Origin of the sequence: Flavobacterium orientale, assembly GCF_014638005.1 — a bacterium.
Taxonomy (GTDB): Bacteria; Bacteroidota; Bacteroidia; order Flavobacteriales; family Flavobacteriaceae; genus Flavobacterium; species Flavobacterium orientale.
Map to the genome: position 1 here is coordinate 158455 of NZ_BMFG01000001.1, position 13267 is coordinate 171721.

Here is a 13267-nt window from a genome sequence, read left to right on the forward strand (position 1 = left end):
AAAAGGTAAAAGGCAAAAGGAAATAGGCAATAGGTAAAAGGCAAAAGGCAAAAGGCAAAAGGCAAAAGGCAATAGGTAAAAGGCAAAAGGCAAAAGGCAATAGGCAAAGGGCAATAGGCAATAGGCAAAAGGCAATAGGCAAAGGGCAATAGGCAAAGGGCAATAGGCAAAGGGCAAGATTTGATTTGGTTTAGCGGTTAATTGGTTGTGGTGGGGCAGAATATAACGTTGCTTTTTTTGTTTTTCTTGATGAGAAATAACCTACTATTAGAAGCTTTAACATTCATGGCTTCTCCATGGCTTTACTATGGCTTTACTATGGGATTGATATGGGACAAGACATCACATTATTGTCTTATTGATTACAATAGAATTGTTTCATTTTAGAGAACTTTTTTTTGAGCTCAAAAAGAAACTAATCATTTAATATGTATACAAAGTCCTGCAAAAAAATGTTTTCATTATTAAAAGGCGATTGATAGTCCTAAAGAGACGCTTCGGTACTTTTTGTGTAAGAAAAATATTTTTTTACTAAGGCATGACAAGAAATCTAATAAAGAAAAGGGCTGTTCTGCTGCACTTAAGTGTTTCATGCCTTTTTAAAGAAAATTAATTTATACTAATTTTTGTACTGTATTTATAGGCACTGTCAATTAAAAAACTAGCCATAAATATTCCTTTTTTTGACAAAATAATCATGCCTCTTTTTTCATTAAATACCTTATTATAAACAACGCGACCATTTAAATCAAAAACAGTTACCTCATCAATCACATAGTCACTTTCAAAAGAAATTTCATTCGATTGTGTGGGTATAGGATACACTTTGATAGGCCCATCAATTGGTGAAGGAATGGTGATATCAAGCGTGTTATCAATTTTAAAAAAAACACCTTTCTCTGTTGCGAGAAAAATTTTATTTCCAAATTCACTCATTCCATACGTGTAAAATTCAAGGAGTTCATCAGCTGCTCCCCAAGAACTTGAAAGTGGAAGATTTGAATATCTTTTTTGAAATCGAGTATAATTATTAAATTGGAGCGATAAAACGTAGGTAGATTGATGACCCTCATAGAGCATTCTATTGATCCCATTTAATAAACCAATTGTATCGGTACTCCAAGTTTGAGCATTATCATTACTACGAAGTAACGTATTTCCTCTGGCAACATAAACTACATTTGAATTGGTTTTTAGAATATCATCAGCAATAAAACCTGGGGCCAAATTCCCGAAGTAGTAATTTACGTTCCACTCGGGCTCATTTTGATTATAGGAATAGTACGTCCCATTTCCTCCCGCAAAAGCATATAACGTGTTATTGATCGACAACACCTTATTCACGTTAAAAGAAAAAGTAGGTAAATTATAATTGATATTCTGGAAAGTACCGTTGATATTTTTAAAAATACCATTTCCGAAGGTGGAGAGATATAATCCTCCATCATGGATAGCAAATGACGAAATAGATACTCCGGACAAAGACTGGTTCCAATTTGAATTGGGTATCAGTGATTTTTCAAAAACCCCATTAAGTAATGTTCCTATAAAAATAGAGTTATTAAAAATTTCAAACGAAACTGGAGTAATAAAGTTGGAAGTGATTGTTTCAGCTTGCCAGTTTTCTCCATCATTGCTGGTGTATAATTGATTTTCTGAAATTGCATATAGTTTTCCTGCAATTACCTTTATACAAGTAAACTCTGCTTCAGGTAATGCTTCAACTTTTAACCATTCTTGACCTGATGCTACTTGTGTCATTAAGTAAGTTACTACTAACAAAACTATCTTAATGACAACTCTAAAAATTGCTCTTTTCATAAAAATACATTTATAATTACAGTAAAAGTGGAAGCATTTAAATACTCAAAAAGATGAAAATGTAATGAAAGTGATTTTTATTAGCTAGTTAAATTTGGAATGAATTAACGTAGATTCATCTTTGTGATAGATTGATGATTTTGCACCTTCAAAAGAATAAAATAATTCGGGTTGCAAAGCGAATTTCTCTGAAATTTTGAATTCGGCAATTGCACCAACATGAAATCCGGGAAGTGTTTTTACGTCTTCAACATCTCCAGTGAAGTTCGATACATTTAATCCCGGTTTTACTCCAAAATTTACTTTTTGTGCCTACATCTGATACTAGTCCCACTAAGACTAAAATTGCATTTCATTTTTTCTAGATTTTAATTACTGATTTTTTGTTAAACGATTTCTGTTTTAACGATGCAAAATTCTAGAGTAAGCTTTGAAAAAAAATTGATTTAAATCAATAAAAATAAATTATATAAATTTTGTTAATTTTACGATGTTTAAATAATCAGTTTTTATTGCTGAAATAATTTATTATGAAGAGAATCCTTCAAAATATCAATATCCTTTTTGATTTAACTAATGAGGAGTTAGCCGTTTTAGAACAATCATTGAAAATAGTTACATTAAAAAAAAATGATCTATTTCTTGAAGCTGGTACTATATGTGAGCAAATAGCATTTTTAGAATCCGGTTGTATGCGACTGTTTTTTGATACACCAAAAAAGGAAGCCTGTAGTGATTTTTATTTTGAAAATGCTGTTGTTGGATCATTTGCCAGTTTTTTAAATAAGTCGCCGTCAATTGTAAATATTGCAGCTATTGAATCTTGTGAATTATTGGTTTTATCTCATAATTCTGTTATGGAGTTAACTACTAACTATTCCAAATTAAGTTTATTGGCCGATAGTATTATCCGAGAACAATTTTTAAAAGCTGAAAAGCGAGAATCTAGTTTTCTGGTACAATCACCTGAGGAACGTTTTAAAAATCTTTTGGAAGAACATCCTAAAATATTCAAAAGAGTGCCTTTACATTTTATTGCTGGATATTTAAATATTACTCCTGAAACGCTCAGTAGATATAGAGCAAAGTTTTTGGTTTGATTTCTTGATTTGAATCAATTCTTTCCGGGAAAGTGATTTGTTTCTTTGTCTCGTTTAATTTAATAATCTAACAAAATGAAGACAACCGTATTTAAAGAGCAATTGAATGTACTGGGCAACCGCATTACAGTACTTGCAGGAGCAGATGCTGCTACTGGTTTTGCCATAATGACTGAAGAGGTACCACCTTTAGGTGGTCCGCCGCCACACAGCCATCCTGACGAAGAAATTTTTTATGTTTTGGAAGGCAATTTTGAATTTGTATTACATGATGTAAAACATCCCTTTACCGCATTGCCGGGCAGTTTGGTTCATGTGCCTTCTGAAGCCCTTCATACCTATAAGAATACAGGAAATACAAAAGGAAAGCTTTTAGTGACTTTATTGCCGGGTAACTTATTAGATTATTTTAGAGCGATTGGGGAATCGTTGCCAATTGGTACTTCTATGGATTTGAGTAGTCCACCTGATGTGAATGCCATTGATTTTGGTAAAGTTTTTGAAGAAGCACCAAAACACGGTATCCATTTTTACTTTCCTGAAACGATTTAAACCGTTACGTTATGATAATAGTAGACCGAATCCGAAATCATCAAGGACATGTATACGCTACCATTAGTTACAATTCTGAAAAGAACTATCTATTGATGAAGTGGAGTGGTCCTTGTTCTGATGAAGAGGTGAAATTGGGTTCGCTTCGAATGTTGGAATGGCAGAAACGTGATGGTGTTCGCTATAAATGCCGTTTTCATGTTCACGATACTAAAGAAATCGAAGGTGCTTGGGCCGGGCTGGTAGAATGGATTACTAACTACTTTTTTCCTTTGAATTACGAAGTTGGATTGCGGTATAATTTAAGTATTATTTCACCGGATTTGTTTAGTAAACTTTCTTCTGAGAAATTAATGAAAAAAGGTGGTAAGGTACCTACTATTTTGTGTGAAACGCTATCACAGGCTGAGTATTGGATAGCTCAAAATCCCTCTTTTTCGGGGTAATTTTAAATTACATTTTTTTTAATCAATGACCTGCCTTTTTGGGTGGGCTCACTAACTAATGTCACTTATGAAAGAATTTATGTTACTAAAAAACGTAAATATTGCCAGACAAATTAATGGTGTTTGGCAATTGGAAAAAAAGGATATTCACATTGAAGACGGGGTCATCGTTGCCATTGAAGACCAGCTGTTTTGTTGTGAAAACACACAATTTATTGATGGAGGTGGTGCTCTATTACTTCCCGGTTTTGTAGATGTGCACCGGCATCTTTGGGAAACCGGATTCAAAGGAATTGGCATGGATTGGACTTTGCCTCACTACTTACAGATTATGTTAGGAGAAATAGCTCCACAAATGACACCGGAGGCGGTATATTATGGAACACTTTTAGGAGCATTAGAATGTCTGGAAATGGGTATTACAACAGTGTGGGATTGGTCTCATATTATGAATACACCTGAACATACTGAGGCTGCAATTAAAGCTCTAAAGGATTCAGGAATCAGAGCTCTTTTTGGTTATGGTACTCCCGGTACTTCTGTTTGGGAATGGTTTTACGAAAGTCAAAAATTCCATCCGGAAGCGGCTAAGATTGTGAGGAAGAATTATTTTAATGGATCCGATGACTTGGTTCAAATGGCCTTGGCTATTCGAGGGCCTGAATATTCCACCATGCAGGTTACCCGTCACGACATCGCAATGGGTAGAGACTTAGAATTACCAATTACCATGCATATGGGTTGTGGTACTTTCGGGGAAAAATATCAAGGAATTCAACAATTAGCACAGGAAAATCTTTTGGGAAGTGACCTTAATTTTGCTCACGGCAACTATTTTTCACAGCAGGATTTAGCGTGTATTGCTGCAACAGGTGGTTCTATTGCTATAACACCTGAAGTTGAAATGCAAATGGGCATTGGATTCCCAAAACTGAGCAAGATCTTGGACCACTCCATACCGGTTGGAATTGGAGCTGATGTAGTGACTTCCTGTAGTGGTTCTATGATTGATCAATTGCGGTTGGTGATGCAAACCGAGCGAGCTTTTCAACATGCCATAGCTATAGCGGAAGGTCACCAACCCAACGCAAATAAATTAGGTACCGACCAGTTGTTGGAACTGGCCACTCTTGGTGGAGCAAAAGTTATGGGATTAGAAAGCAAGATAGGATCCATTGCTATTGGTAAAAAGGCCGACTTCATTTTGTTAACACCTGATCAAAACATTCAGAACGTTTCCGGTGGCCTTGCAGGTTATCTTTTTAGTGCTTTTCAACCAAAGGATATAAAAATGGTATGGGTTGACGGAAAGCTTCAAATTAATGCGGGTAGTTCCATTTCTTTTTCGACTTCAGATATACGTAGAAAACTTCGAGAAATTTCTTCTAATCAGTTGGCCTGTTTTTCTTTATAAATAGTTTCAATCATCAATCATCAATCAAAAATCAATCATCAATCAAAAATCAATTATTATGTTAAAATCAGTTGTATTCTTTATAGTCCTTTTACTTATGAAATGTGTCATTGGATGTCAAGAAGTAAGAACGAATGATAACGCTTATTCTAACCCAAAAGAGGTGAGTGCCTCTATAGCTCGAGGAAAGTATCTGGTTCAAGTTATGGATTGTCATTCATGCCATACCCCGAAAATAATGACACCAGAAGGCTACGTTCCTGACATGGATAGAGCTTTTATGGGTTTTCCTGCAGATGGCGAACTTCCACCTAATGCTGAGGGGGGGATACATTTTAACAATGATTTAACGGCTTATTCTGGTCCATGGGGAATTAGCTTTGCTGCTAACATCAGTAATGATTTTACTGGTATAGGGGATTGGAATTTCGAACAATTCCGAGTGGCAATGCAAGAAGGTAAATTTCGTGGTAATAAGCAGGAACGAGGGTTACTACCTCCAATGCCATGGGAGTCCTACCGGGAGTTACATGATGACGATTTAAAATCAATTTTTATGTTTTTAAAAACATCCAGACGAATTCATAATGTTGTTCCTGATTTTATAGACTATAACTAATAATTAACGATATCATGAATCAAGAACAGTTACTAGAACAATGTATCAATCGAACACGGATCTGTATTGAAAAAGTTTTTATTTTGCAAAACAGACCCCTTCATGAATTACGCTGGAGCACAAATGCGAAGCAATGGAATGTACTTCAATGTATCCATCATTTGAATCTTTATTATGAATTTTATAATCCTGAAATAGAACATCAATTACAGCAAGCTCAATCCGCAGAAGATACAGATTCTTTTAAATCAGGTGTTATTGGTGGTTATTTTGTAAAAACTATTCAAGTTAGTAATTCCAAAAAAATGAAAGCCGTAGCGGCTATGGAACCTCATCCAACAGGTCTAACTAGTAAAGTGTTAAGTGATTTTGTCCAACATGGGCAAACACTTTTGCGTTTATTTGAAATGGCTAAAAATGTTGATTTGAATAAGGTTAAAACGGCTATTTCGCTAACCAAATGGATTCGTTTAAAACTGGGGGATACCTTTTTATTTATGGTGAATCATAACGAACGCCATGTCAAGCAGGCAGAGCGAGTTCTTGAAGAATTTGAATCTTTTAAGGATTAAAAATTGGTAATTACTGTGTAACAATTACACTACTTCACTAGTGTTAATAAAAAAATATCATGAACTATAAAAGCTTACTAAATTTTCTTACTATAATTTGTTTTACATTGTCATGGGGGCAGTCTAAAACAGTTGAAAACGTATTGTTTGAATCAATAAATGTCATGGAAAAGCATGCTGTAGAAGCAAAGACTGTACCTTGGAAGCAATTTAGAATGAAGGTCAAAAAGAAGTGGAAGTCGAGGCCAAACGAAGAAACAATGGTTGCAGTTCTATTGGAATTGATGGAGTATTTGGATGACTATCATGGTAGTTTTCATTATAAGGACAGCGTGTATCAATGGAATTCAAACACACCGGTAGTTTCTAAATCGATTTTGGATGAATGGAAAAAAGGGGCTGTTATTACTTCGCAGCTACTTGAAGATCAAATTGGCTATCTAAGAGTTCCCGGCATGCCTTATCTCAACAAAGAAGATTGTGACAATAAAGCTCAGCAGTTAAATGACAACTTATGTTCTTTATTGCAAGAAAACCCAAAGGGATTAATTATTGATTTGCGATTAAACGGAGGAGGTGCCATGTATCCCATGATTTTAGGTCTTCAGCAACTACTTGAAAAAGGCACTATTGGTTCGTATACATCGCAGGATGCTTCTTCGTGGTTTTTAGAAGAGAAACGATTTTTAATGGGTTCAACAGTATATGCAGCGTTACAAAAGACTTGTTTCTCACAGCATCCTGATTTACCTGTGGCTTTTTTAATTAGTCCGGTAACGGGAAGTTCTGCAGAGTTCTTATTGATTGCTTTTCAGGGTAGACCCAACACTATTTTGGTTGGAACACCAACAGCCGGTTTTTTGACTGCCACACAAGGATTTTCGATTGATGATGATGCCTTTTTATTGTTATCTACTGCCTATGGAATGGATCGTAACGGAATTGTTTACAAAGATGCTTTCCTACCAGACATCCCATGTTCGAGTTCAGATGAATTTATAGATCTGTCAAGCGATGATAAAGTAAAAAAAGCTATCGCGTGGATAAAACAGACGCAGGAGTAACTGCCTTTGAAAACTAATGTTCAAATGCTTCTGACATTTGGTCAATAGCACTAAATTACGACCTTTTGAATTTAGCAATAGCTAATCCATAGGATACTGAAGAATTTGTATTAACATTCGAACTCAAAAGGAAAAACTGTAATGGGAACACTTCATTCATTTAAATAAATTTTTACAATTAACCCGTTAGGTGTAATTAAATTTTAAAATATTTTTGCCACTAACCAGCCTACCGGTAGGCTGGTTAGTGGCAAAAATATCCCTACTACTATTGAATTAAATAATGACACGCAGCGGGTTACCATTAATTAAAAGAAAGCTATGAAAAAAATTAAATTAAGTTTCCTAATAGGCTTTATGCTCTTATCTTATACAGAGGCATTAACTCAAGTGAATGATTCCGTTAGGAATTACATTGATAGTGCCTTGAATATTATGCAGACAAAGGCCTTAAATGGTAAGGGTCTCGATTGGGAAGCCATCAAAGTTACTGCCTATCAAAAAGCTGCGATTGCAAAAAATACAAAGGAAGCATTCCCTGCACTGCAGTATGCCTTTGAGCAATTGAAGGATTATCATGGTGTGGTAGCTAATGCCGACACCTTTTACCGCTATCCACCTCCTAAGGACTTTTCTACCGCATTAAGTCCAGGTATTAAAGAAGAATTCTTAAAAGGAAACAGGATTGTTACTGCTGTCCTACCTGAGAATATAGCCTATTTGCGTGTTCCCGGCATGATGGTTATTGATGAAGCCGAAGTGCATAAAAATGCGAATATGCTTCGGGACTCGCTCTGTATGTTGCTAAATGAAAAGCCAAGAGGTATCATTATTGATTTACGAATGAATGTTGGAGGCAATTCTGCACCCATGCAATCAGGAATCGGACCTTTATTTAACGCTTCAGTTCTAGGTTATAGTGTGAATCGGGATGGTCAAATATCTAGCGAAATCAGATTAAAAGATGGTGTGACTGTCGATGCAGAAGGTAATAAGACTATAGCGATTACAACTAGCTGTTCGGCCAGTTCAACAATGCCAATAGCTGTGCTTATTGGTCCATCAACCGTAAGTTCCGGTGAAATTTTGGCTGCACTTTTAAAAGCACAACCCAATGTAAAGCTATTTGGTGAGACTACACCCGGATTTTGTAATGCAACAGAGGGATTCTACATCATGGAGAATAAAGGTTACCTTTTGCTAAGTGTGTCCAGAATTGCGGATGCTACAAAGCATATCTATCAGGAGATGTTAGTAGAACCGCACGTATATGTTAAGAGTGACGATAATTACGTTGACTTAACAGCTGATCCTACCGTCAAGCTTGCCTTGCATTGGCTGGGGTTTACAAGGGAGTAGTTTTTTTGATGCCTCCTCAGCGTACTAGTGCTCATAAATACATACTACGAATCAAGGGCTGATTACTTTCGCCTCGATAGCATAAAAAAACAAACATTATTTACCTGATTAAAATAAAAAAATGGCTAAAAGTCTTTCCTATTATATTACTCTACTGGTGCTAAAAATCAAAAAGGTTAAATATACCTTCAGCCAAACTCCAATTCCCTTTGAGCAATTAAGGGAGAATGATGTATATTTTCCCAAAAATTCCTTTTTTAAAGGTGAACATGTTACTGCTTTTTCATTATTGAAAACTAAAATAGTTGCGATTCGAAATGGTGGAAATCCTGAAAGTTTATTGCTGTATCTTCATGGAGGAGCTTTTGTATCAGGACCTACACATTATCATTGGGATGCGATCGAAAAAATAGCTAAGAACACGAAACACACGGTTTGGATGTGTAATTATCCCAAAGCTCCCGAGCATAAAATCGATGAAATTTCAAAGAATATCGATGCCGTTTATAAAAAAGCCTTGGAGGAGTTTAAGAGTGATGCTATTACCTTAATGGGCGATTCTGTTGGAGGAACATTGCATATCGCATTAACACAACGTATACTTAGTAGCAACATGGGTTTGCCTTCAAAAATTGTGTTGATTTCACCGGTTTTAGACGCATCGTTAGAACACCCGGACATAGCTCTAATTGACAAAATTGACCCGATTTTATCTAAAAAGGGTGTTTTAAGTGCAAAACACATGTGTGCTGTGAACAACCATTTAAAAGATGCCAGGCTGTCACCTCTTTATGGTTCTTTTAAAGGTTTTCCTAAAACTTATTTATTTATTGCAGAAAATGATATTACGAGACCTGACCAATTGTTATTTGCTGCAGATTTAGAAAAAGAAAACATAAAAAAATATATTTTTTATGGGAAAGGAATGCCACACATATGGCCTTTATTACCTGTTATGAAAGAGTCCAGAAAATCGCTGAATGAAATTATTGATTTTCTTAATGAATGATGTTTTGGGGTTAGATGGGTTTAAAAGGTTAGTGGGTTTATAGTTTAAGGTTAGATGCTGAAACGAGTTCAGCATGACAGGTGGATAAGGGTAGATGCTGAAACGAGTTCAGCATGACAGGGATTTAGGGGTTTACGATTGTTTAAGGGTTTAAAAGGTTAATCGGTTAAAAGTTTAACAGGTTAGTGGGTTTTATAGTTTAAGGTTAGATGCTGAAACGAGTTCAGCATGACAGGTGGATAAGGGTAGATGCTGAAACGAGTTCAGCATGACAGGGAGGGTAAAGGTTAGATGCTGAAACAAGTTCAGCATGACAGGGGAAAAGGTTAGATGCTGAAACGAGTTCAGCATGACAGGTGGATAAGGGTAGATGCTGAAACGAGTTCAGCATGACAGGGAGGGTAAAGGTTAGATGCTGAAACGAGTTCAGCATGACAGGGATTTATTGGCTTACGATTGTTTAAAGGTTTAAAAGGTTAATTGGTTAAAAGTTTAACAGGTTAGTGGGTTTTATAGTTTAAGGGTAGATGCTGAAACGAGTTCCTTAAGTAAGAGCTGTAAGAGAACGAAAAATAGTAGCCAAAAAATAATAAGTAGGCTCTCTATAAATTTTTATCTTTATCCTTTGCTAAAATAATTTTTGATGAAAATTTCTTTACTGAAACACTACTTGCGTTTGTCACTGTTTTTGCTCTATTTCACTACCGTACACGAGACTATTGCACAAGATTCTATTGTTTGTCATGCGTTATTAAAAAAAGGTGTAGATGATATGATGAATGTACGCTACGCATCTGCCCTTGAAAACTTATCAAAATCCAAAGCGTTAGCGCAGTCCGCAAAATTATCAAATCCCCTATTTTTAGCCACCAATAATCTGGGGTTAACCTATTTTAAAATGATGGATTATGGCCAGGCACTTACCTATTATTTGGAGGCCTATGAACTTGCGATAGCTCAAAAGAATCCGGTAAATGAAATGACGGTACTCAATAATATTGCTATTGTTTACATCAAAGAAAAGAAATTGGAACAAGCAGAATCCTATTTCTTGAAGTCCTTTGCTATTGCAAAAGAACAAAAGTTGGATACCCGTATTGGTTATTATGCCACCAATTTGGCTCAACTGAATTTAGAAATGAATAATTTGGCGAAGGCAACAACTTACATTGCTACCGCTGTTCCCAAGCTACAATCAGAGCCTCGTATTTTAATGAGTGCTTTGCTTGTTCAAAACGCCATTTTATTGGAAAAGGGTTTTTCAAAAGAAGTTTTAAAGAACGGACTTCCGTTACTTGAAAAAGCTCAAAAAAGTAATTTTGCGGAAGAACAGACCGAATTACTTCTTTTGATAGCAAAGGCTTATTTCAAGGATCGTCAGTTTGACAAAGCCATGCACTATGTTGAACGCGGGCTTTCTTCTACACAACATCATGAAGTGAAAATTCAACTTTTTGAACTTCATTCGCAAATCGCCTTTCAATTGCAGCTTCTTGAAAAATCACTAGCTTCAAAGGATTCCATTATCCAATTAACCCAACTACTCAGTGATACCAAAAACAGTGAATTACTTGAAAACACTACCCTACGTTTTGAGCTCTCCGAATCAAAGTATGCTTTAGCTATTTCAAAAGCCCAATCCGAAAACCAACGAAAGGTCTATTTACTATCTATTATTTTATTGTTTTTGCTCCTCTTTATCTTACTTGTGGTGTTTTATAAACGAAATCAATTGACTAAGCAAAAGCGAATTATTGAAGCCAATGCATTGCAGATTAAGCATCTGGAACTTGAAAAAGAAAAGAATCAACGAAAGCTTTTGGAACATGAAGTTGAATTAAAAAATAAAATGATTTCTGACAAGGTACTTTTTCAATCGACGCGAAATGAATTGATTGAATCCCTTATTCAAACCATTACCCGAGCTACTAACTTTACAAGTGATGTCACATTACTACAATCTGTCAAAGAATTAAAGAGTCATTTAAAGGAGGATGTGAAGTGGGAAGATTTTACTGCCCATTTTGAGCATGTCAATACTGATTTTATCCATGCTTTAAAGCTAAAGCATCCGGATTTAAACGCCAATGATATTCGGTTTTTGTCTTTTATCTATTTGAATCTCAGTCTGAAGGAGATTGCTTCTTTGTTGCATATTTCACCAGAGAGTTGTAGAAAAAGAAAAGAGCGACTTATTAAAAAGTTGGGTATTGAGATTACTACACCTCTTTATACTTACTTGACTCAGGTGGCTAAAACCAAGTAGTGTCACAAAATGTCACGCCTGATGTCACGTCTTGTAGCGTTATTTTAACAGAATAAGCTATTTCTATTTGTTTATTTTGTTTGAGAAATTAAATAACCTCATAAATAAACAAGCTATGAAAATAAAATTATTTTTCCTTTTCGCATTCCTTTTGAATTTTAACATGCAGGCACAGGCCCCGCAAATTGAAGGCGACATTATGATGTGTCCATGGACAGATGGCACAGCTTCGATAACTACTAGTCAAACCTATGATAGTTATCAATGGTATTTTAAATATTGGTTTCTACCGGGTGAGTATGAAGCCATCAGTGGAGCCACCGGTGCGAGCTTTACTTATGATTGGTATACGTATGACCAGGCCTTATTGAAGGTTGTAGTAACACTTGACGGATCGACATTTGAATCTAATGTTATTCAAGTAGACAGTTGGAATTGGGTTGGTTTGACTGTTTTTAATGAAATGAATGATAATGTCACTTTTGATCCGGATACTGAAACATATTTATTGTGTGAAGGTACTACCTTTGAATTGTCAATCAACAATCCTCCTTATGATACGAATATTGTTTGGTATAAAAATGACACGCCAATAGCAGGAGCCACCCAATCTAATTATTTGGTCACTGAACCTGGCTATTATTATGTAAGTGCAGCACCTTCTTTTTGCCCGGACAATTCCAGTAATTCCTTAGGATTTGCTGTTGCTTGGAATTTGGATTGTAGTTTAAGTGTTACTAATCCGAATGGTAACCCTATTGTACAGGTATATCCCAATCCCGCAAAAGATAAAATTAGAATAAGCTCACAAAACTTTCAACCTGAAAGCTATTCCATTTTGGACGTATCGGGTAAAGCAATACAATCGGGATTTTTAACTGCTGATGGGATTTTGGATGTTTCCACACTCTCCAGCGGTATGTATCTCTTACAAATCAATAGTGATATGCAATTGACCACCCATAAAATCATTAAAGAATAGTCAATCAATACATCAACAGTTTTTTTAGAAGTGCTCAATTCACACTAGTGGATTGGGCCTTTT

12 protein-coding genes and 1 pseudogene are annotated in these 13267 nt (G+C 35.7%); 11 read left to right on the top strand and 2 right to left on the bottom strand.

Annotated elements, in window-relative coordinates:
- Positions 1–609 precede the first annotated feature (609 nt).
- On the bottom strand, positions 610–1821 hold the full coding sequence (locus IEV15_RS00745) for a T9SS type A sorting domain-containing protein (RefSeq protein WP_188360581.1): 1212 nt from the start codon (positions 1819–1821) through the stop codon (positions 610–612).
- An 84-nt stretch (positions 1822–1905) separates the two neighbouring features.
- Positions 1906–2121: pseudogene (locus IEV15_RS00750) on the bottom strand (porin family protein); the annotation flags it as partial.
- 230 nt (positions 2122–2351) lie between these two features.
- Here IEV15_RS00750 and IEV15_RS00755 point away from each other — a divergent pair.
- The 11 genes from IEV15_RS00755 (at position 2352) to IEV15_RS00805 (ending at position 13204) form a co-directional block, all read left to right on the top strand.
- Positions 2352–2921, top strand: coding sequence for a Crp/Fnr family transcriptional regulator (locus IEV15_RS00755; RefSeq protein WP_188360582.1), 570 nt, complete (start codon positions 2352–2354; stop codon positions 2919–2921).
- 75 nt (positions 2922–2996) lie between these two features.
- Positions 2997–3473, top strand: coding sequence for a cupin domain-containing protein (locus tag IEV15_RS00760; protein WP_188360583.1), 477 nt, complete (start codon positions 2997–2999; stop codon positions 3471–3473).
- A gap of 11 nt (positions 3474–3484) precedes the next feature.
- On the top strand, positions 3485–3919 hold the full coding sequence (locus IEV15_RS00765; RefSeq protein ID WP_188360584.1) for a hypothetical protein: 435 nt from the start codon (positions 3485–3487) through the stop codon (positions 3917–3919).
- 67 nt (positions 3920–3986) lie between these two features.
- Positions 3987–5333 carry an amidohydrolase family protein gene (locus IEV15_RS00770; RefSeq protein ID WP_188360585.1) on the top strand — a complete coding sequence of 449 codons (1347 nt, stop codon included), beginning with the start codon at positions 3987–3989 and terminating at the stop codon, positions 5331–5333.
- Positions 5334–5391: 58 nt separating this feature from the next.
- A complete protein-coding gene (locus IEV15_RS00775) occupies positions 5392–5952 on the top strand; it encodes a diheme cytochrome c-553 (protein ID WP_188360586.1) in 561 nt (186 codons plus the stop codon).
- A 14-nt stretch (positions 5953–5966) separates the two neighbouring features.
- On the top strand, positions 5967–6524 hold the full coding sequence (locus IEV15_RS00780; RefSeq protein ID WP_188360587.1) for a DinB family protein: 558 nt from the start codon (positions 5967–5969) through the stop codon (positions 6522–6524).
- Between the two features lie 59 nt (positions 6525–6583).
- The gene (locus IEV15_RS00785; RefSeq protein WP_229734066.1) at positions 6584–7588 is read left to right on the top strand and encodes a S41 family peptidase; all 1005 of its coding nucleotides are present in this window, start codon (positions 6584–6586) and stop codon (positions 7586–7588) included.
- Positions 7589–7909: 321 nt separating this feature from the next.
- The gene (locus tag IEV15_RS00790) at positions 7910–8947 is read left to right on the top strand and encodes a S41 family peptidase (RefSeq protein WP_188360589.1); all 1038 of its coding nucleotides are present in this window, start codon (positions 7910–7912) and stop codon (positions 8945–8947) included.
- A 121-nt stretch (positions 8948–9068) separates the two neighbouring features.
- On the top strand, positions 9069–9956 hold the full coding sequence (locus IEV15_RS00795; RefSeq protein ID WP_188360590.1) for an alpha/beta hydrolase: 888 nt from the start codon (positions 9069–9071) through the stop codon (positions 9954–9956).
- 643 nt (positions 9957–10599) lie between these two features.
- The gene (locus IEV15_RS00800; RefSeq protein WP_188360591.1) at positions 10600–12222 is read left to right on the top strand and encodes a tetratricopeptide repeat protein; all 1623 of its coding nucleotides are present in this window, start codon (positions 10600–10602) and stop codon (positions 12220–12222) included.
- 115 nt (positions 12223–12337) lie between these two features.
- The gene (locus tag IEV15_RS00805) at positions 12338–13204 is read left to right on the top strand and encodes a T9SS type A sorting domain-containing protein (protein ID WP_229734067.1); all 867 of its coding nucleotides are present in this window, start codon (positions 12338–12340) and stop codon (positions 13202–13204) included.
- The last annotated feature ends 63 nt before the right edge of the window (positions 13205–13267 follow it).